The following is an 18,948-nucleotide window of genomic DNA, read 5'->3' as shown; positions in this document are numbered from 1 at the left end:
TGACGAGCGGTGGTCAGAACCAGCGTTCGCCGACGAACACCGTGTCGCCCGGACCCATCGGCGTGCCCAGCGGCACCACGAAGCGGCCGGAGCCGGACGCATCCGTATGCGTCAGCGTCACGCTGTCGCGGCGGGCGCGCGGCGAGAAGCCGCCGGCAATCGCGACCGCGCTTTCGACGGTCATGTTCGGCACATAGGGATACTGGCCGGGCGCTGCGACTTCGCCGAGGATGAAGAACGGCCGATAGGACTCGATCTCGACCGCCACCGACGGCTCGCGGATGAAGCCGTTGCGCAACCGCGCCGAGATCTCACCGGCGAGACCGGCGGGCGTGCGGCCGCGCGCCGGCACCGAGCCGATCAGCGGCATGGTAATCGCGCCCGCGGCGCCGATCGCATAGGAGTTGGTCAGGCCTTCCTGGCCATAGACCACGACGCGGAGCTTGTCGCCCGGGCCGAGATGATAGCCATTGTCGTAACCGGCGGGCTCACCCGGTGCGGCGGCCAAGACGATCGGGGCGGCGACCGGCGCGGCATATCCATAAGCGGGGGGAGCGCTGGCGAAGGCCGAGCGCAATGCGCTGATCGCCCCGCCGCCGCCAGCATCGGCAACCGGAGCGGGTGCGTGGGCCGGGCCGTAGCTGACGGCATCGACACCTTGCGGGCCGACCGCAACCGGTCCGGACGTGCTCATGCAGCCGGACAACGCGAGCGCAGCCATAACGGCAGTGATCGGCAATCGTAACGCGCGTGCAACCGGCACCGGACTTATCCCTCAACGGCGAGACAAGCCTAGTCTTGCACCACTTATGGTTAATAAAGGGTTTTCGAGGATCGAACGGGAAGCCGGAAAACCCGGCCTCCCATCGATTTGCAGCATCAGGACCGCGTTCAGGCGGCGCTGACGCCGACGCCGATCGGGCAGGACACGCCGGTGCCGCCGAGCCCGCAATAGCCCGCCGGATTCTTGGCGAGATACTGCTGGTGATAGTCCTCGGCGAAGTAGAATTCGCCGGCCGGCGCGATTTCGGTGGTGATCGCGCCGAGGCCCTTGGCGGCAAGCGCCTTCTGATACATAGCCTGCGACTCGTCAGCCGCTTTGCGCTGCGCGTCGCTGAACGTGTAGATCGCGGAGCGATACTGTGTGCCGATGTCGTTGCCCTGGCGCATGCCCTGCGTCGGGTTGTGGTTCTCCCAGAACGTCTTCAACAGCTTCGCGTAGGAAATCTTGTTCGGGTCGAACACCACCAGCACCCCTTCGGTGTGGCCGGTGCGCCCCGAGCACACCTCCTCATAGGTCGGGTTCGGCGTGTGACCGCCGGCATAGCCGACGGCGGTGGTGTAGATGCCGTCGCCGAGTTCCCAGAACTTGCGCTCCGCGCCCCAGAAGCAGCCGAGCCCGAACACCGCCTGTTCGAGGCCTTGCGGGTAGGGCGGCGTCAACTTGCTGCCATTGACGAAATGGGTGGTCGCGGTCGGGATCGGCGTCGCGCGGCCCGGTAGCGCCTCGGTGGCGCTCGGCAACGCGGTGGTCTTGCGCATGAACAACATGGATACCTCCGGGCGGGACATCGGCCGACGCGGCAACGGCCTGCGGGCCGGCTGTCACCTATATATGTCCTTACGCAGATGATGGCAGCCCCGTTACTGAGGGCTGCGGCCAAGAGGGGCTGCAGCCAGGTCAGTCCCGCGCGTAGCCGATCAAGGGCTTGCGCGGCCGGAACAGGATCATCAGCAGGATGCCGGCAATGCCGAGCACCGCGAACACCGGCTGCTCCAGAAGCAGGCGGATCACGTCGTTCCAGATCCAGGGTCCGAAGCGATCCACCCAGGCATGAAACGCCTGCTGGCTCGACTGATGGATATCGTTCCAGAACTGGCCGAACTGGGTGAACCGCAGGCTCTGGTCGGCGACGTAGCGCGCCCCGTCATAGACCATGAAGATGAAGCTGCCAGCCAGCAGCAATAGGCCGATCAGACGGAAAAAACCGCGGATCATGCGTCACCCTAACTCCCTGTCGCGCCCGGCGCGCCGTCAGGCCTTACCGGGCGCCCCCCGGAAATTCAACCTCTTCAGCGGCTTATCCGGCCCCCGCAGGCCCGATTTCCGGCCCTTTTTGGGCCCCGAAAGCGTTGACGCTTGAGCCTGCGCCATCTATAAGACCGGCCGATGGCGGCGGGCGCAATCCTGCCGCCGCTGTTCTTTGGACAGTGCCGCATGCGGGGGCAGCATTATGCGCCTTGGCATGGCCGCCTCGAGGACACCTTGGACAAATACATCAGAGTTGAGATTTGAACCGGCCGGTGCGCGCAAGCCCGACCACGAGCGATCACCGCCGAAGGATAGTTAGAGAACCATGGCCAACACCACTTCCGCCAAGAAGGCGACCCGCAAGATTGCCCGCCGCACCATCGTCAACAAGTCGCGTCGCACGCAGATGCGTGGCGCGGTGCGCACCGTCGAGGAAGCGATCAAGAGCGGCGACCGCGAGGCGGCGCTGAAGGCGATGAGCAAGGCCGAGCCCGAACTGATGAAGGCAGCGCAGCGCAACATCATTCACAAGAACCTCGCGAGCCGTAAGGTGTCGCGTCTCACGCAGAGCATCGCCAAGCTCGCCAAGTGAGCTGACGAGTGAGACGACCAGTGAGCTGACGCGCAGCTGACTGAAGAACACATTTGTCACGAAGCCCGGCTCGCGCCGGGCTTTTTGTTTTTGTCTCAACTTTTGTCGTGGAAGTTTCATAGCGCGAGAACAATGGTATCCGTCCGAGGGCGGCCGTCTTGCGAGTTTTTCCGATCTGTAGCTGACTGTCCTTATGGACGGACATAAGGACAGTGCGGTGCTGAGCCGCATGGATTTGGTGGAGACCGGTCGGCGGCGACGCTGGACGCGTGCGGAGAAGCTCAGAATCGTAGAGGAGAGCTTCTCGGGGCCACGACTGGTGTCGGCGACGGCTCGCCGGTATGGGATATCACGTCAGCTTCTGCTGAGCTGGCGCAAGGCTTGGACCTGTCATGATCCGGCCGAAGAGGATTCGATCGGCCCGACATTCGTCCCTGCGATAGTTGCGGCAAGTACGCCGCCAACGACGGAAGCTGTCGAGACAGGTCAGATCGAAATCGTGAGCCCTCAGGGGCTGCGCGTGGTCTTCGGCCCCGGTGCGGATATCGAGGCGGTCGTTCGAATTGCTCGGGGCCTGGCGCGCCGATGATCCCGATCCCGACGGGCGTGCGGGTGTGGCTGGCGACGGGCCATACCGACATGCGGTGCGGCTTTCCGAGCCTGGCTCTGCGCGTGCAGGAAGTGCTCAAGCGCGACGCCATGGGCGGCGGTCTTTTCTGCTTCCGGGGCAAACGCGGTGATCTATTGAAGGTCATTTGGCACGATGGCCAGGGCGCCTGCTTGTTCACCAAAAGACTCGAGAGAGGCAGGTTCATCTGGCCATCGGTTGCTGGTGAATCGGTAACGATCTCTCCGGCGCAGTTGAGCTATCTGTTGTCCGGGATCGATTGGCGCAACCCTCAAGAAACCCAGCGTCCGACGCGGGTCGGATAGTCGTTTTACGGTTTGAATCTGCTGCTCGATCTGATTCAATGGCTCCATGATATCGAAGCCGGATGATCTTCCATCGGACCTTGTCAGTGCCCTGGCGGCGCTGCAGGCCGAGCGTGAGGCGCGACAGAAAGCCGAGGCGAAGGCCGCCAACTGGCAGGCGCAAGCCGCGAATGCGCAGGCGAAACTGTCGGATACCGAGGCGCTGATCGCTCATCTCGAGTTGCGCATCGAGAAGCTGAAACGCGAACTGCACGGGCAGCGATCCGAGCGCTCGGCACGGCTGCTCGAGCAGTTGGAGTTGGAGCTCGAAGAACTCGTCACCACGGCGAGCGAGGATGAGCTTGCCGCACAGGCCGCAGCGGCGAAGACGCAGAACGTCCGCCCCTTCATGCGCAAGCGGCCGGTGCGCAAGCCATGGCCTGACGATATCGAACGCGAGCGCGTCGTCATTGAGACTCCAACGACCTGCGCCTGCTGCGGTGGATCGCGGCTGGCGAAGATCGGTGAGGATGTGACCAAGACGCTGGAGGAGATCCCGCGCCGCTTCAAGCTGATCGAGACGGTACGCGAGAAGTTCACCTGCCGCGATTGCGAGAAGATCAGCCAGCCGCCCGCGCCGTTCCATGCCACGCCGCGCGGCTTCATCGGCCCACAATTGCTGGCGACGATCCTGTTCGACAAGTTCGGCATGCATATCCCGCTCAACCGCCAGAGTGCGCGCTTTAAGGCCGAGGGGATCGACCTGCCGTTGTCGACGCTGGCCGACCAGGTCGGCCACGGGACCTTCGCCGTCATGCCGCTCTTCCACTTGATCGAACGCCACGTGCTCGCTGCCGAGCGCCTTCATGGCGACGACACCACCATCCGTATTCTGGCGAAGGGCAAGTGCACGACCGGGCGGATCTGGACTTATGTGCGGGATGACCGGCCGTTCGCCGGGCCTGCGCCGCCGGCAGCGGTCTATTACGCCTCGAGCGACCGACGAGGCGAGCATCCACAGAGACATCTGGCCGCCTTCGCCGGCATCTTGCAGGCGGATTGCTACAGCGGCTTCGAGCCGCTGTTCGACCCGCAGAAGAAGGCGCTGCCGATTACGCCGGCGTTTTGCGTGGCCCATGCGCGGCGGGGCTTCTTCGAGCTGGCTGATATCGAGAAAAATGCTCGGGAAGGCAAGAAAGGCAAACCGGTCTCCCCGATCGCGCTGGAGGCTGTCAGACGCCTCGATACGTTGTTCGAGATCGAGCGCGCCATCAACGGCCGCGGTGCCGGCGAGCGGCGTGCCGCTCGCCAGGAACAGAGTAAGTCACTTCTCGAGGACATGCATGCCTGGCTGCTCCGCGAGCGCGAAACCCTCTCGCGTTCCTCCGAGGTCCTGAAGCCGATTAACTACATGCTCAGGCGCTGGGACGGCTTCGCCCGCTTCCTCGACGACGGCAGGATCTGCTTGACCAACAATTGCGCTGAGCGCGCATTGAGAGGCATCGCCTTGGGAAGGCGCAACTGGACCTTCGCCGGCAGCCAACGCGGCGCCGACCGTGCCGCCATCATGCTGACGATGATCACGACCTGTCGCCTCAACGACGTCGATCCCAAGGCCTGGCTCGCCGACGTCCTGGCCCGTATCGCCGATCATCCCGCATCGCGTCTGCACGAGCTCTTGCCCTGGGAATGGAAGCTCCTGCGCCAGGCCGACAAGCCAGCCAATCAGCAGGCCGCCTGACCTTCACCCTTCACCCAATGCCATCATAGACCTCGCCGTGCCCGCGCGCATGCGTCAATCAGGCGGCCTCCGTCGTATGCGTACGAACAATGCGCATTGCTGCGCAACGAACTGCGTGTCATGTTTCGTCGTGTCCGTAGTTCTACCGGCTCGGTATGCTTAACGCATCGCACTCGCGCAGATTGTTCGGCGCTAAGCGCGATAAATGGAATAACGCGCAGCATCGCGCGTTGAAAACGCGAGCGGGGTTACCCTGCAAAAGCAATCGAGAAAAATGACGTCTCGCGAGTTACTTATGCACATAGCGCTGAGCAGCGATTGGAAAAATGACCGGCGCGAGACCAAATGTAAATTTTCTATGAAAAATTTTTGGTATTGCACCGTCATTTGTGACGCGCGCGATTCTGTACGCTGATTCAAAACCTTGCTTTCGCAACTCTGCATCCGCAACGCCGCAACAGTCGCGAAGAGTCGCGGTCCCCGTCGAATCCACGGATTGTCAGAAAATGCGCTTGGTGTATTTATTTGTTGTTCGCGACGCCCACGGCTCTCCAGATCAGCGCGGTTTGAGACCCAAGGGCGGACGTGCAAATCGGCGGCGGTGTGCGCGTTAGCGACGCTTTCCAAGCGAAGCTAGATTGATAACTCATAGCAATATGAGGACGGTTGGCCTGTGTCAAAATTTCTCCGGCGATGTCCCCGGCAATTTGGGGGATCGAACAAGAGAGACCAGGACAGTCGTCGGAATCCGGCATCGGGAACGCGGAGTAAGTGAACGAATTGACGGCGACACGCGGCGGCGAAGCGCCGGACATTTTTAGTGTTCGGTAGCGGCAGTTCGAAACTAAGACACTAGCAAGCTGACAACTTGCCGCGATACGTCGCGGCAGGAGGGGGAGGACTTATGCCTTACGGTATCATCACTGCAGTCGATCCAACGACAGCCGAAGCGCAAATCTCCAGTGGTGCCGTAATCAACCCCTCGGACGCCAGCTCTCACCCCAAGAGACCGTCGAGTACGCGCTGACCTCGCGGGACGCATCTTCTCCAAACAGCTGATCTGTCCGGTGGCGCATGGTCGCCACACGGAAGAGCTTTGTCCGGAGCAGACCGCGCCCGCTGGAGGTCGCGTCGTGGCAGGAACCCTGCACGGCGTTTTCGCAACAATTTTCTCTCAGACTTGGAAGTACGAAGGCTATGACGAATACGGAACAGGATCGCTGGTCGCGGGTGAAGGGCCGTCTGCGGACGAGCGTTGGCGAGGACGTTTACACGAGTTGGTTCGCACGGATGGATCTGGAGAGCGTGCACGACGAGAGCGTGCACCTGTCGGTTCCGACCCGGTTCCTCAAGAGCTGGATCCAGGCGCATTACGCCGACCGCGTGCTCTCGTGCTGGCAGGCCGAGATGCCGGAAGTGCACAAGATCGATCTCACCGTGCGCTCCGCGATCCGTGCGATGGCCCCGGCGAAGGAGCCGGTTGCGCCCGTCGAAGCGCGCCGCGTCGAGCGCACCGATGGCCGTCCGGCGCCTGAACTGCGCTCGTTCGCGACCGCGCCGGTGTCCGCAAGCCATGACGCGCTCGGCGGCTCGCCGCTCGATCCGCGCCTGACCTTTGCAAGCTTCGTCGTCGGCCGCTCCAACACGCTGGCCCACGCGGCTGCGCGCCAGGTGGCGGAAGGACGCCGCGGCGATCCGGTGATGTTCAACCCGCTCTACATCCATGCCGGCGTCGGCCTCGGCAAGACGCATTTGCTGCAGGCGGTGACCTGGGCCGGCAATTCCGGCGGCGAGCGCAAGGTGCTGTATCTCACCGCCGAGAAGTTCATGTACGGCTTCGTCGCAGCGCTGAAGACGCAGACGGCGCTGGCGTTCAAGGAAGCGCTGCGCGGCATCGACGTGCTTGTGATCGACGATCTGCAGTTCCTGCAGGGCAAGTCGACGCAGGCCGAGTTCTGTCACACGCTGAACGCGCTGATCGACGCCGGCCGCCAGGTCGTGATCGCGGCCGACCGTCCGCCGTCGGATCTGGAAAGCCTCGACGACCGCGTGCGCTCGCGGCTCGCCGGCGGTCTGGTGGTCGAGATGGCTTCGCTCGGCGAGGAACTGCGGCTCGGCATCCTCAAGTCGCGCGTCGCCGCGGCCCGCGTCCACCACGCAAGCTTCGAGGTGCCGGAGGAAGTGCTGGACTATCTGGCGCGCACCATCACCCATAATGGCCGCGACCTCGAAGGCGCGATCAACCGCCTCTTGGCGCACTCCAAGCTCAACAACCAGCCGGTGACGCTGGAGATGGCCGAGCGCGAGGTGCGCGACCTGATCCGCCCGCAGGAGCCGAAGCGGATCAAGATCGAGGACATCCAGCGCGTGGTCGCCCGGCAGTACAATGTCAGCCGCTCCGACCTCTTGTCGTCCCGCCGTACCGCCAATGTGGTGCGCCCGCGCCAGGTTGCGATGTATCTGGCGAAGACGCTGACGTTGCGCTCGCTGCCGGAGATCGGCCGGCGCTTCGGCGGCCGCGACCACACCACGGTGTTGCACGCCGTGCGCAAGATTGAGGCACTGGTCGCCAAGGACACGACGCTGTCGGAGGAAGTCGAATCGCTGAAACGTCAGCTGCAGGAATAAGGCCGTCGCGTCAGGCTGACGCGTTTCGAGCGAAGTGGGTACCGGTTCGCGTCAAGAAAACGCGTCAAAACCAGAATCAAGAGCCTCGTTCCGATTCAATCGGAACGGGGCTCTTGCTCGTTCCATGGCCCTCCCCTTTTCAAGGGGGAGGGCCAAACATTTTTCCGGCCCAAAACGTGGGGAACGGGGACCCTTTTGCGCCCGTTTCCCTTGCACCGGCCGCCCATCCGCGCCACCTTGCGGTCCCCCCGTGGGTTTGATCAAATCCGGTATTGATCCGGCTTTTCGGGTTTCCAATGCCGCGGTGCTGCCCTGAACGGCCGCCCGGCTTTTCCATCTGAGGGATCTGGCGGGTATTGCAATGAAGGTCACCGTCGAGCGCGCGCAACTGCTGAAATCGCTGGGTCACGTTCACCGCGTGGTCGAGCGCCGCAACACCATCCCGATCCTCGGCAACGTGTTGATCCGCGCCGAAGGCGCCAAATTGTCGCTGAAGGCGACCGACCTCGACCTCGAGGTGACGGAAACGTTGGCCGCCGAGACCGGAACCGCCGGCTCGACCACGGTGCCGGCGCACATGTTCTACGACATCGTGCGCAAGCTGCCCGACGGCTCGCAGATCGTGCTGGAAGCCGACGGCGACCGCTCGGTGCTCGCGGTGAAGGCCGGGCGCTCGCGCTTCACGCTGCAGACGCTGCCCGAGAGCGACTTCCCCGGCCTTGCCGCCGGCGACATGACGCACTCCTTCTCGCTGCCGGCCTCCGACATCAAGCGCCTGATCGACCGCACGCAGTTTGCGATCTCGACCGAGGAGACCCGCTACTACCTCAACGGCATCTATCTGCACGCGGCCGGCAGCGCCAAGGCGGCGACGCTGCGCGGGGTTGCGACCGACGGCCATCGCCTGGCCCAGATCGACCTCGCGCTGCCCAAGGGCGCAACCGGCATGCCCGGCGTGATCGTGCCGCGCAAGACGGTCGGCGAGGTGCAACGGCTGATCGAGGGCGACGACGCCGAGATCTCGATCGAGCTGTCGGACGGCAAGATCCGCTTCACGCTCGGCAATGTGGTGCTGACCTCGAAGCTGATCGACGGCACCTTCCCGGACTATGGCCGCGTCATTCCGCAGAACAACGACAAGGAACTGGTCGTCGACAAGAAGGATTTCGAGGCCGCGGTCGACCGCGTCTCGACCATTTCCAGCGAACGCGGCCGCGCCGTGAAGCTCGCTTTGTCCGCCGGCAAGCTGGTGCTCTCGGTGACCAATCCGGATTCCGGCAGCGCCACCGAGGAGCTCGAGGTCGAATACGCCTCCGACGCGCTCGATATCGGCTTCAACTCGCGCTACCTGCTCGACATCGCGGCCCAGATCGAAGGCGAGGTCGCGGTGCTCAAGCTCGCCGACCCCGGCTCGCCGACCCTGGTGCAGGACAAGGACAGCAAGGGCGCACTCTACGTGCTGATGCCGATGCGGGTGTGAAATTCACTCTCGTCATGGCCGGGCTTGACCCGGCCATCCATCAAACAAAATGACTTATTGGGTGTACATCCCCGCCAGCAAGCCCGGTGGAACCCTGTACGTCGGCGTAACCAACAATCTGGTCCGGCGCATCTACGAGCATCGCGAGGGGCTGGCAGAGAGCTTTACGAAACGGTACGGGATCAAAACGCTGGTCTACTTTGAGGCGCATGAGACTATCGCAGCGGCGCTTCAGCGCGAGAAAAACATCAAGCACTGGTCGGGCGAGTGGAAAATCGATCTGATCGTCGGCGGCAATCCCGATTGGCGAGATTTATATGATGAAATTGTCCGCTGACGCGGACGATGGATTGCCGGGTCAAGCCCGGCAATGACAAGGTAACATGACCCCGTCCCGCATTCATCGCCTGTCGCTGACGCATTTCCGCAGTTACCGGACCGCGACGCTGCAGGTCGCGGGCGACATGGTGGTGCTGGTCGGGCCGAACGGCGCCGGCAAGACCAATTGCATGGAGGCGATCTCGTTCCTGTCGCCGGGCCGCGGCCTGCGCCGCGCGACCTTGGAGGACATCGCCGACAATCAGGGCGACGGCTCCTGGGCGGTCTCGGCCGAGGTCGAGGGCGCACTGGGCCTCGCCACGCTCGGCACCGGCATCGATCCGCCGACCGGCGAGGCGGGCAACACACGGCGCTGCCGGATCGATCGCGAACCGGTGGGTTCCGCAACCGCGTTCGGCGACCATCTGCGTATGGTGTGGCTGACGCCCGCGATGGACGGCCTGTTCATGGGCGCCGCGTCCGAGCGGCGGCGCTTCTTCGACCGCCTGGTGCTGGCGATCGATTCCGAGCATTCCAGCCGCGTCTCGGCGCTGGAGCGTTCGCTGCGCTCGCGCAACCGCCTGCTCGAGGTGCGCAACTACGACGACCATTGGTGTGACGCGATCGAGCGCGAGACCGCGGAGCTTGCGGTCGCGGTCGCCGCATCGCGCGGCCAGACCGCCGCCAAGCTCGCCGTGATGCTGCGCGAGCGCGGCGCCGCGTCGGCCTTCCCGTCCGCCGAGATCATGCTCGACGGCTGGATGGAGAATGCGCTGCTGCAGGAGCCTGCAACGGCGGTGGAGGACCGCTACCGCGAGATCCTGCGCGCCAGCCGGTCGCGCGACGCCGCCGCCGGACGCACGCTCGACGGCCCGCATCTGACCGATCTGCAGGTGATCTACGCGCCGAAGAACATGCCGGCCCGCGATGCCTCGACCGGCGAGCAGAAGGCGCTGCTGATCGGGCTGGTGCTGGCGCACGCCACGATGGTCGCGGAGATGACCGGTATCGTGCCGCTGCTCTTGCTCGACGAGGTCGTCGCCCATCTCGATCCCAACAGGCGCAAGGCATTGTTCGACGAACTCGCCAAGCTCGGCGCGCAGGTCTGGATGACCGGCGCGGACCCTGCCGCCTTCGTCGACATCGGCCCGCGAGGGGAGATTTTCGACGTCGAACCCGGCCGCGCCACACCGCGCGGCTGAGGCGTTGAATCAGCCTCCACGAAGGGTCCGAATCTGCCGCCGAATCGGGCTTTTCAGAGCCTCCGGAATCGGCCTTTGAAGACCTTGAAAAAGGTCTAAAAAATCCCATCTATTCAATAGTTTGTGGACAGAGACTTTGCGCTAGGCGCAACTCCTCTTTCATGGCACAAATAGCACGATCAGCGCCCCATCTTGCGCCGCTGATTCGGGACATCCTCGAAGGCCTCACATGACAGAACCTGCCCGGCAGACCCCTGCCGAATCTGAGCATCCCATTCCGGCCGAATACGGTGCGGAATCGATCCGGGTGCTGAAGGGCCTCGACGCCGTCCGCAAGCGGCCCGGCATGTATATCGGCGATACCGACGACGGGTCCGGCCTGCACCACATGGTCTACGAGGTCGTCGACAACGCGATCGACGAAGCGCTCGCGGGCCATGCCAGCCGCGTCCTGGTCACGCTCAACGCCGACAATTCCGTCACCGTATACGACGACGGCCGCGGCATTCCGGTCGACATCCACAAGGGCGAGGGTGTCTCGGCGGCCGAGGTCATCATGACCCAGCTGCATGCCGGCGGCAAATTCGACCAGAATTCCTACAAGGTGTCCGGCGGTCTGCACGGCGTCGGCGTCTCCGTCGTCAACGCGCTCTCCAGCAAGCTCGGGCTGCGCATCTGGCGCGACGACAAGGAGCACTACATCGAATTCGCCCACGGTGATGCCGTGGCGCCCCTCAAGGTGGTTGGCGACGCCCCGGGCAAACGCGGCACCGAGGTCACCTTCCTCGCCTCGCCCGAGACCTTCAAGAACATCGAATATGATTTCGCGACGCTTGAGCATCGGCTGCGCGAGCTCGCCTTCCTCAACTCCGGCGTCAACATCGTGCTTTCCGACATGCGCCACGCGGTCGAGAAGCGCGAGGAGATGCACTATTCCGGCGGTGTCGAGGAATTCGTCAAATACCTCGACCGCAACAAGAAGGCGATCGTGCCGGCACCGATCATGGTGCGCTCGGAGGCCAACGGCATCGGCGTCGAAGCCGCGCTGTGGTGGAACGACAGCTACCACGAGAACGTGCTGTGCTTCACCAACAACATCCCGCAGCGTGACGGCGGCACCCATCTGGCCGGCTTCCGCGGCGCGCTGACGCGCCAGGTCAACGGCTATGCCGAGGCCAATGCGAAGAAGGAAAAGATCGCGCTGACCGGCGACGATTGCCGCGAAGGCCTCACCGCGGTGCTGTCGGTGAAGGTGCCCGATCCGAAATTCTCGTCGCAGACCAAGGACAAGCTGGTGTCCTCGGAGGTTCGACCGGTGGTCGAGAACGTCCTCAACGAGGCGCTCGCCGCCTGGTTCGAGGAGAATCCGAAGGAAGCCAAGGAAATCGTCGGCAAGGTGATCCAGGCCGCCGCAGCCCGCGAGGCTGCGCGAAAAGCCCGCGAGCTGACGCGCAAGAGCCCGCTCAGCGTCTCCTCGCTGCCCGGCAAGCTCGCCGACTGCCAGGAGAAGGATCCGGCCAAATCCGAATTGTTCATCGTCGAGGGCGACTCGGCAGGCGGCAGCGCCAAGCAGGGCCGCAACCGCGAATTCCAGGCGGTGCTGCCGCTGCGCGGCAAGATCCTCAATGTCGAGCGCGTGCGTCCCGACAAGATGCTGTCGTCCGAGCAGATCGGTACGCTGATCACCGCGCTCGGCACCGGCATCAGCGACGATTTCTCGGTCGAGAAGCTGCGCTATCACAAGATCATCGTGATGACCGACGCCGACGTCGACGGCGCCCATATTCGCACGCTGCTGCTGACTTTCTTCTATCGCCAGATGCGCTCGATCATCGATGGCGGCTATCTCTATATCGCCCAGCCGCCGCTCTATAAGGTCTCGCGCGGCAAGTCCGAGCAATATCTGAAGGACGAGCGCGCGCTGGAGGATTATCTGATCGCGACAGGGCTCGACGAATGCGTGTTCAAGCCGGCCTCCGGCGACGACCGCTCGGGCCGCGACCTGCGGTCGCTCGTCGAGGACGCAAGGGTGATCCGCTCGGTGCTGCGCAACCTGCACAGCCGCTACAATCGAGCGGTGATCGAGCAGGCCGCGATCGCGGGCGTGCTGACCCCCAGGATCACCGGCGATATCGAGACCGCCAACTCCGCGGCTGATTACATCGCCAAGCGGCTCGACGCAGTTGCCGACGAAGTGGAGCGCGGCTGGGTCGGCACCTTCACCGAAGGCCAGGGCTTCCAGTTCGAGCGCACCGTGCGCGGCGTCAAGGAAGTGGCCGTGATCGACGACGCCTTTCTCGGCTCGGCGGATGCACGCAAGCTCGACGAATATGCGACCAGGCTGCAAGAGATTTACGTGCGGGCGGGCAAGCTGCGGCGCAAGGATATCGAGCAAATCATCCACGGCCCGATCGACCTGTTCGAGGCCGTGACCGATGCCGCCCGCAAAGGCGTCTCGCTGCAGCGCTACAAAGGTCTCGGCGAGATGAACCCGGAGCAGCTCTGGGAGACCACGCTGGACAAAGAGGCGCGCTCGCTGCTGCAGGTGAAGATCAAGGAAGTCGACGAGGCCGACGACATCTTCACCAAGCTGATGGGCGACGTGGTCGAACCGCGCCGCGAGTTCATCCAGGACAATTCGCTCAGCGCCACCATCGACATCTAAAGGCCTGCACCCCGACCAAATGACGCATCCGTGACGGCGCGATCGGCGCTGTCGCACGGCTACCTTTCGGGTGGATGCTGCATCGGAAACTGTGTTACGGTGCCGAACTGCCATTGATTCCGTTGTGGAATTTTGAATGGCCGAGTCTGAATCCAAGTCTGCATGATGCGTTAGGGGACATTCCGCGTGCCGCCGATCCAATACATCGTCGAAGGCGGCCGCCGCCTTTCGGGCACCATTGAGCCGTCGGGCAACAAGAATTCCGCGCTGCCGATCATCGCCGCGGCGCTGTTGACCGAGCATCCGGTCACGCTGACCAACGTACCACGCATCCGCGATACCGAAACGCTGGTCGAGCTGTGCCGTTCGGTCGGCGCCGCCGCCGAATGGACCGAGCGCAACACGCTGCAGATCCACGCCAAGGAGATCCGCGCCGCCGATCTCGACCCGGCGCTGTGCGCGCGCATCCGCGCCTCGATCCTGCTCGCGGGTCCGCTGCTCGCGCGTTGCGGTGAGGTCGCACTGCCACCGCCCGGCGGCGACGTGATCGGCCGCCGCCGGCTCGACACGCACTTTTTGGCCTTCGAACAGCTCGGCGCCACCGTGACCGCGACGCACCGGCTCGAATTCCGCGCCTCGCGGCTGAAGGGCGCCGACGTGTTCCTCGACGAACCCAGCGTCACCGCGACGGAGAACGCGCTGGTCGCCGCCGTCGCCGCCCGCGGCACCACCTATCTGCGCAACGCGGCCTCCGAGCCGCATGTGCAGGACCTCGCGAATTTCCTGGTCGCGCTCGGCGCCAAGATCGAAGGCATCGGCACCAACACCATCACCGTGCATGGGTCGGCGACGCTCGGCGGCACGACCTACGCGATCCAGCCCGACCATATCGAGGTCGGCTCACTGATCGGGCTTGCCGCGGTGACCCGTTCGCCGCTGCGCATCGCGCGCGCCGGTGTCGAGCATCTGCGCTCGATCCGGATGGGCTTCGAGCGGCTCGGCATCGTCTGCGGCATCGAGGGCGACGACCTCGTCGTGCCATCGAACCAGACCATGAAGATCCAGGACGATTTCGGCGGCCATGTGCCGAAGCTCGAGGACCAGCCCTGGCCGGCGTTTCCGGCCGACCTGATGTCGATCGCGATCGTCACCGCGACGCAGTGCGACGGCGTCATCCTGATGCACGAGAAGATGTTCGAGTCGCGGATGTTCTTCGTCGACAATCTGATCGCGATGGGCGGCCGCATCGTATTGTGTGACCCGCATCGCGCGATCGTCGCCGGCCCCAGCCGGCTGCGCGGCGCGCCGATGAGCTCGCCCGACATCCGCGCCGGCATGGCGATGCTGCTTGCCGCGGTTTGCGCCGAGGGCACCTCCACCATCAACAACGCTGACCAGATCGAGCGCGGTTATGAGCGGATCGAGGAGCGGCTCAACGCGCTCGGCGCCAGGATCAAGCGGATCCCAGCGCGATCGTGATCCGGGCATGATCCGGAAACGTGCGAAGCGGTTTTCCGGTCGGATCATGCTCAACCAATAACTCAGGGCACGACGACCTCTGCGTGAGATCGTCGCGTTTGGGCAGCTTGGCCATCCTTCCGGCCGGTTTGCCGTGCTAAGCGTGCCGTCATGACCTGCATCGACAAGATCGACCCGGCCGCGTCGCGCGCGGCCGTCGTCCCCTCTCGCAAGCTGCTCACGGCCGAGCTCGCGGAAACGCTGAAGCTCGCGGTGCCGCTTGCGCTGACGCAACTCGGGCAGATCGCGATGATGACGACCGATCTCGCCTTCATCGGGCGGCTCGGCAGCGAGAACGTCGCCGCCGCGGCACTGGCGCATACCGTGTACTTCGTCAGCTTCACCATCGGTATGGGCATGATGTCGGCGGTCTCGCCGCTGGCGGCGCAGGCGTTCGGCGCGCGCAACCCGCGCGTGATGCGGCGCGCGCTGCGGGTCGGGCTGTGGGCCGCCTTCTTCATGGTGCTGCCGCTGATGGCGCTGCCGTTCCAGGGCGAGCGCATCCTGCTCGCGCTCGGCCAGAGCCCGGCCACCGCGCATCTGGCGCAGCAATATCTGTTCGGGCTGGCTTGGGGCATCCTGCCGGCGCTGTGGTTCATCGCGCTCCGGGGCTTCATGAGCGCGGTGAACCGGCCCGAGCCGGTGCTGTGGATCACGCTCGCCGCGATCCCGGCCAACGCGCTGATGGTCTACCTTTTGCTCTACGGCAAATGGGGCATGCCCGAGCTTGGCATGTTCGGCGCCGGACTGGCGACCACGATCGTCAATCTCGCCACCTTCGTCGGCGGCGTCTGGTTCGCGGCGCGCCGCCGCCCGTTCCGCAAGTACCACGTGTTCAGCCGCGCCTGGCGCATCGACTGGCCGCTGATGGGCAAGCTCGTCGCGATCGGCGCGCCGATCTCGATCGCCTTCCTGCTGGAATACGGCCTGTTCGGCGCGGCCGGCCTGTTGATGGGGCTGATCAGCACCACGGCGCTGGCCGCACACCAGATCGCGCTGCAGATCGCGGCGATCCTGTTCATGGTGCCGTTCGGCGTCAGCATGGCCGCCACGGTGCGGGTCGGCCAGGCGGTCGGCCGCCGTGATACCGAGGCGGTGCAGCGCGCCGGCTTTGTCGCGGTCGCGCTCGCCGGCGTGTTCATGAGCGTCATGACGCTCGCGGTGATCCTGGGGCGCTTCGAGATCGCGGCGCTGTTTCTCGGCGAGGCCTCCGACGCCACCGCGCAGCTCACCGCGGCGCTGCTGTTGATCGGCGCCACCTTCTTCATCGCCGACGGCGTGCAGACCACCACCGCCGGCGCGCTGCGCGGCATGAACGACACCCAGGTGCCGCTGCTGTTCGCCGTCATCAGCTACTGGCTGGTGGGATTCGCGTCGGCCTCCGCGCTTGCCTTCTGGGCGAAGCTCGACGCCGCCGGCGTCTGGATCGGGCTGTCGCTCGGGACTGCTGTCTATGCGACCCTCCTTATCTTGCGTTTCCGCCTGCTGGCACGCAGACTGGTTGGATGAAGGTTGCTCGATGAAGGTTGACGAGGTCACGCCGAACGTGGATCCCGCCGCGCTGCTCGCCGGCGCGCAGTTCATCGATGCGTTCAGGATCGCGACCACGCATCCCGATCTCGATGCCCGGCACGCCGCAGAGGCCATGGTGGCGCGGCAACCGCGCTGGATCGAATGGCTGATCGCTCTGCGCAATCTGCTGGTCTCACCGTTCGGCCTGAAGACCTCGGGCGCGACGCAGGGCGTGGCGCGTGACATGATCGGAATATTTCCGGTGGTCAGCGAAACGCCGGAGCGGCTGGTCGCGGGCTTCAACGACAAGCATCTCGACTTCCGGCTCGTCGTCGACGTCGCGCCCGAAGGACCCGCGCGCAGCATCACCGCGACCACGCTGGTGCTCACCCACAATCGGCTCGGGCGCGCCTATCTCGCGGTGATCCTGCCGTTCCACCGCCTGATCGTGCCGGCGATGCTGCGCAAGGCCGGAGGCTAGCGCATGGCCCTGTCGGTCGACCTGTTCTTCTCGTTTCGCAGCCCCTACAGCTATCTTGCGCTGCCGAAGACGCTGCAGATGGTCGCCGACTACGACGTCGCGGTGAATTTGCGGCCGGTCTATCCGCTCGCGGTGCGGGTGCCCGGCTTCTTCAAGAAGACCGATCCGCGCTTCGCCCGCTATGTCGTGCTCGATTCCAGCCGGGTCGCCAAGCACGAGAACATCCCGTTCCGCTTCCCGCGCCCGGACCCGATCGTGCAGGACATGACGACGCTCGACGTCGCCGAACACCAGCCCTACATCCACCGCCTGACCCGGCTCGGTGCCGCAGCCCAACTTGAGGGCCGCTCGCTTGCCTTCACCGCCGCGATCAGCCGCGTGCTGTGGGACGGCTCGGTGAAGGGCTGGAACGAGGGCAATCATCTGGCGGTGGCCGCGACCGCCGCAGGCTTCGATCTCGCCGCGATGGACGCGGCTGTCGCCGCCGATCCCGATCGCTATGAAGGGGTCATCAAGGGCAACGAGGACGCGCACGCCGCGTCCGGCCATTGGGGCGTGCCGACCTTCGTATTCGAGAACGAACCGTTCTTCGGTCAGGACCGTATCGACCTCCTGATCTGGCGCTTGGAGAGCAAGGGCCTGACGCGCCGCACGGCGTAGTCCGCAATCATGCCGCGCTCTTCTCCGGAGTGTCCGCGACGATCTTCTCGGAAGCCTCCTCGTTCGTGCACCAATTGCCGTGACAGCGCTTGAGGTCGTTGAGGTTCTGCCGCATCTGCTCGAGCGAGAAGCCGAGCGCGTAGAAGCGTTCGGCGGCATCGACCGGCAGGCCGCGGATCAGGCCGTCCCTGCGGACCGCGCCAACCTCCTCGGTGTAGGCGTGCAGCGCCGCATCGACCGGCGCCATGTCGGCCGGGCCGCTGCCGGCGCGCAATGCGGTCGCGACCGCGACCATATAGGTGACGATCGCCTTGCTGACGTCGGCGAGCGGCCGCGCCAGCCTGGCCTGGATATCGGCCGGCAGCGGGACCACACAGGCCCGCCCGATCATCACGACATCATGGCGCAGCCGCTGGATCGTGCGCAGCAGCGGCCCGGTATCAGGCCCCGACGACAGATGCATCGAGCGCTCGCGCTCGGCCTCGAGGCCGGTCGCGTGCAAATTTGTCACCGCGGTGCCGATGCCGTCCTGGATCCGGTGCAGCGCGTCGTTGTCGAGACCGCGGGTCAGGCCGGCGAGCAATTCGGCGAATGCCGCCGAGAGCAGTTCCAGGAGCTTCGATGCATTGACCCTGATCTGGCTGACCGCGCGCGACGGCAGCACCAGGAACGAGATCGCAAGCCCGGTGAGCGCGCCGACCGTGACCTCGAGGACGCGATCGATCGCCGAATCCAGCGGGTTGGAGTGATGCATCGTCGGCAGCAGCAGCACGATCACCGCCGTCACCGTCGCCGAGTTCAGGCTGGGATTGAGCGCGGCGATGAAGGCCAGCGGCACGATCGCCAATACCAGCAGCGCCAGCAGGCTGCCCTCGCCGGAATGCGGGATCAGCACCGCGATGGCGCCGCCATAGATCGCGCCGCCGATGGTGCCGAGCATGTAGTCACGGGTCGCCTTCAGCGAGCGGCCGACGCTCATTTGGGTCACAATCAGCGAGGTCAGCACCGCCCACAGCGGCAGCATCAGGTTCAGCGCCAGCGCGATGGTATAGGCCGCGACGCCCGCGGACGCGATCCGGACCGCGAGCGCCAGCTGCGTCTTGCGGGTCCAAAGCTGGTCGTACATGCGTTTTGCGAAGGTCCTCATGCACCCTGATCCGCAATCAATGGAAAGGCCCGTGTCACATGATTTGAAGCCAAGCGAGTT

Annotated in this window: 17 protein-coding genes; 13 read left to right on the top strand and 4 right to left on the bottom strand. The window is 64.8% G+C overall.

What is annotated here, in order from left to right:
- Positions 1–13 precede the first annotated feature (13 nt).
- The 3 genes from HAP48_RS16585 to HAP48_RS16575 all read right to left on the bottom strand — a co-directional run bounded on the left by HAP48_RS16585 (position 14) and on the right by HAP48_RS16575 (position 1,999).
- Positions 14–763: a polysaccharide biosynthesis/export family protein gene (locus HAP48_RS16585; RefSeq protein WP_166212553.1), complete on the bottom strand. Its 750-nt coding sequence runs from the start codon at positions 761–763 to the stop codon at positions 14–16.
- A gap of 128 nt (positions 764–891) precedes the next feature.
- Complete coding sequence (gene msrA / locus HAP48_RS16580) at positions 892–1,551, bottom strand: peptide-methionine (S)-S-oxide reductase MsrA (RefSeq protein ID WP_029079419.1); 660 nt, start codon at positions 1,549–1,551, stop codon at positions 892–894.
- Positions 1,552–1,681: 130 nt separating this feature from the next.
- Positions 1,682–1,999 carry a hypothetical protein gene (locus tag HAP48_RS16575; protein ID WP_029079418.1) on the bottom strand — a complete coding sequence of 106 codons (318 nt, stop codon included), beginning with the start codon at positions 1,997–1,999 and terminating at the stop codon, positions 1,682–1,684.
- Positions 2,000–2,357: 358 nt separating this feature from the next.
- Here HAP48_RS16575 and rpsT point away from each other — a divergent pair, with 358 nt between their 5' ends.
- The 13 genes from rpsT to HAP48_RS16510 all read left to right on the top strand — a co-directional run bounded on the left by rpsT (position 2,358) and on the right by HAP48_RS16510 (position 17,741).
- On the top strand, positions 2,358–2,624 hold the full coding sequence (gene rpsT, locus HAP48_RS16570) for a 30S ribosomal protein S20 (protein ID WP_029079417.1): 267 nt from the start codon (positions 2,358–2,360) through the stop codon (positions 2,622–2,624).
- A gap of 193 nt (positions 2,625–2,817) precedes the next feature.
- Complete coding sequence (gene tnpA, locus HAP48_RS16565) at positions 2,818–3,213, top strand: IS66-like element accessory protein TnpA (RefSeq protein WP_166202956.1); 396 nt, start codon at positions 2,818–2,820, stop codon at positions 3,211–3,213.
- Positions 3,210–3,557, top strand: coding sequence for an IS66 family insertion sequence element accessory protein TnpB (tnpB, locus tag HAP48_RS16560; protein ID WP_063676425.1), 348 nt, complete (start codon positions 3,210–3,212; stop codon positions 3,555–3,557). Before tnpA ends, tnpB begins: the two co-directional genes overlap by 4 nt.
- Positions 3,558–3,603: 46 nt before the next feature.
- Positions 3,604–5,277 carry an IS66 family transposase gene (gene tnpC / locus HAP48_RS16555; RefSeq protein WP_166205228.1) on the top strand — a complete coding sequence of 558 codons (1,674 nt, stop codon included), beginning with the start codon at positions 3,604–3,606 and terminating at the stop codon, positions 5,275–5,277.
- Between the two features lie 1,197 nt (positions 5,278–6,474).
- A complete protein-coding gene (gene dnaA / locus HAP48_RS16550; RefSeq protein WP_029079416.1) occupies positions 6,475–7,905 on the top strand; it encodes a chromosomal replication initiator protein DnaA in 1,431 nt (476 codons plus the stop codon).
- A gap of 361 nt (positions 7,906–8,266) precedes the next feature.
- Positions 8,267–9,385 carry a DNA polymerase III subunit beta gene (dnaN, locus tag HAP48_RS16545; protein WP_029079415.1) on the top strand — a complete coding sequence of 373 codons (1,119 nt, stop codon included), beginning with the start codon at positions 8,267–8,269 and terminating at the stop codon, positions 9,383–9,385.
- A gap of 49 nt (positions 9,386–9,434) precedes the next feature.
- Complete coding sequence (locus HAP48_RS16540) at positions 9,435–9,722, top strand: GIY-YIG nuclease family protein (protein WP_166212556.1); 288 nt, start codon at positions 9,435–9,437, stop codon at positions 9,720–9,722.
- A gap of 46 nt (positions 9,723–9,768) precedes the next feature.
- Positions 9,769–10,905, top strand: coding sequence for a DNA replication/repair protein RecF (gene recF / locus HAP48_RS16535; RefSeq protein WP_166212559.1), 1,137 nt, complete (start codon positions 9,769–9,771; stop codon positions 10,903–10,905).
- Between the two features lie 229 nt (positions 10,906–11,134).
- Entirely contained in the window at positions 11,135–13,570 is a 2,436-nt protein-coding gene (gene gyrB / locus HAP48_RS16530; RefSeq protein WP_166212562.1) for a DNA topoisomerase (ATP-hydrolyzing) subunit B, read from the top strand.
- 186 nt (positions 13,571–13,756) lie between these two features.
- Positions 13,757–15,049 carry a UDP-N-acetylglucosamine 1-carboxyvinyltransferase gene (gene murA, locus HAP48_RS16525; RefSeq protein ID WP_166212565.1) on the top strand — a complete coding sequence of 431 codons (1,293 nt, stop codon included), beginning with the start codon at positions 13,757–13,759 and terminating at the stop codon, positions 15,047–15,049.
- 150 nt (positions 15,050–15,199) lie between these two features.
- Positions 15,200–16,597, top strand: coding sequence for an MATE family efflux transporter (locus tag HAP48_RS16520; RefSeq protein WP_166212568.1), 1,398 nt, complete (start codon positions 15,200–15,202; stop codon positions 16,595–16,597).
- 10 nt (positions 16,598–16,607) lie between these two features.
- Positions 16,608–17,081: a DUF2867 domain-containing protein gene (locus tag HAP48_RS16515; protein ID WP_166212571.1), complete on the top strand. Its 474-nt coding sequence runs from the start codon at positions 16,608–16,610 to the stop codon at positions 17,079–17,081.
- A gap of 3 nt (positions 17,082–17,084) precedes the next feature.
- Positions 17,085–17,741, top strand: a complete 657-nt coding sequence (locus tag HAP48_RS16510; RefSeq protein WP_166212574.1) for a 2-hydroxychromene-2-carboxylate isomerase — start codon at positions 17,085–17,087, stop codon at positions 17,739–17,741.
- Between the two features lie 7 nt (positions 17,742–17,748).
- Here the strand turns inward: HAP48_RS16510 and HAP48_RS16505 are convergent, their stop codons facing one another.
- Positions 17,749–18,888, bottom strand: coding sequence for an FUSC family protein (locus tag HAP48_RS16505; protein WP_166212577.1), 1,140 nt, complete (start codon positions 18,886–18,888; stop codon positions 17,749–17,751).
- Positions 18,889–18,948 lie beyond the last annotated feature (60 nt).

This window comes from Bradyrhizobium septentrionale, from assembly GCF_011516645.4.
Classification (GTDB): domain Bacteria; phylum Pseudomonadota; class Alphaproteobacteria; order Rhizobiales; family Xanthobacteraceae; genus Bradyrhizobium; species Bradyrhizobium septentrionale.
Note: the sequence above shows the minus strand (reverse complement) of the source record. Positions and strands in the feature narration are given on the sequence as shown.

Bases quoted from the DNA above. Each gene is read 5' to 3' on its own strand.
- msrA (WP_029079419.1), bottom strand. From the start codon at position 1,551: ATGTTGTTCATGCGCAAGACCACCGCGTTGCCGAGCGCCACCGAGGCG.
- HAP48_RS16575 (WP_029079418.1), bottom strand. From the start codon at position 1,999: ATGATCCGCGGTTTTTTCCGTCTGATCGGCCTATTGCTGCTGGCTGGC.
- rpsT (WP_029079417.1), top strand. From the start codon at position 2,358: ATGGCCAACACCACTTCCGCCAAGAAGGCGACCCGCAAGATTGCCCGC.
- tnpA (WP_166202956.1), top strand. From the start codon at position 2,818: ATGGACGGACATAAGGACAGTGCGGTGCTGAGCCGCATGGATTTGGTG.
- tnpB (WP_063676425.1), top strand. From the start codon at position 3,210: ATGATCCCGATCCCGACGGGCGTGCGGGTGTGGCTGGCGACGGGCCAT.
- tnpC (WP_166205228.1), top strand. From the start codon at position 3,604: ATGATATCGAAGCCGGATGATCTTCCATCGGACCTTGTCAGTGCCCTG.
- dnaA (WP_029079416.1), top strand. From the start codon at position 6,475: ATGACGAATACGGAACAGGATCGCTGGTCGCGGGTGAAGGGCCGTCTG.
- dnaN (WP_029079415.1), top strand. From the start codon at position 8,267: ATGAAGGTCACCGTCGAGCGCGCGCAACTGCTGAAATCGCTGGGTCAC.
- HAP48_RS16540 (WP_166212556.1), top strand. From the start codon at position 9,435: ATGACTTATTGGGTGTACATCCCCGCCAGCAAGCCCGGTGGAACCCTG.
- recF (WP_166212559.1), top strand. From the start codon at position 9,769: ATGACCCCGTCCCGCATTCATCGCCTGTCGCTGACGCATTTCCGCAGT.
- gyrB (WP_166212562.1), top strand. From the start codon at position 11,135: ATGACAGAACCTGCCCGGCAGACCCCTGCCGAATCTGAGCATCCCATT.
- HAP48_RS16520 (WP_166212568.1), top strand. From the start codon at position 15,200: ATGACCTGCATCGACAAGATCGACCCGGCCGCGTCGCGCGCGGCCGTC.
- HAP48_RS16515 (WP_166212571.1), top strand. From the start codon at position 16,608: ATGAAGGTTGACGAGGTCACGCCGAACGTGGATCCCGCCGCGCTGCTC.
- HAP48_RS16510 (WP_166212574.1), top strand. From the start codon at position 17,085: ATGGCCCTGTCGGTCGACCTGTTCTTCTCGTTTCGCAGCCCCTACAGC.
- HAP48_RS16505 (WP_166212577.1), bottom strand. From the start codon at position 18,888: ATGAGGACCTTCGCAAAACGCATGTACGACCAGCTTTGGACCCGCAAG.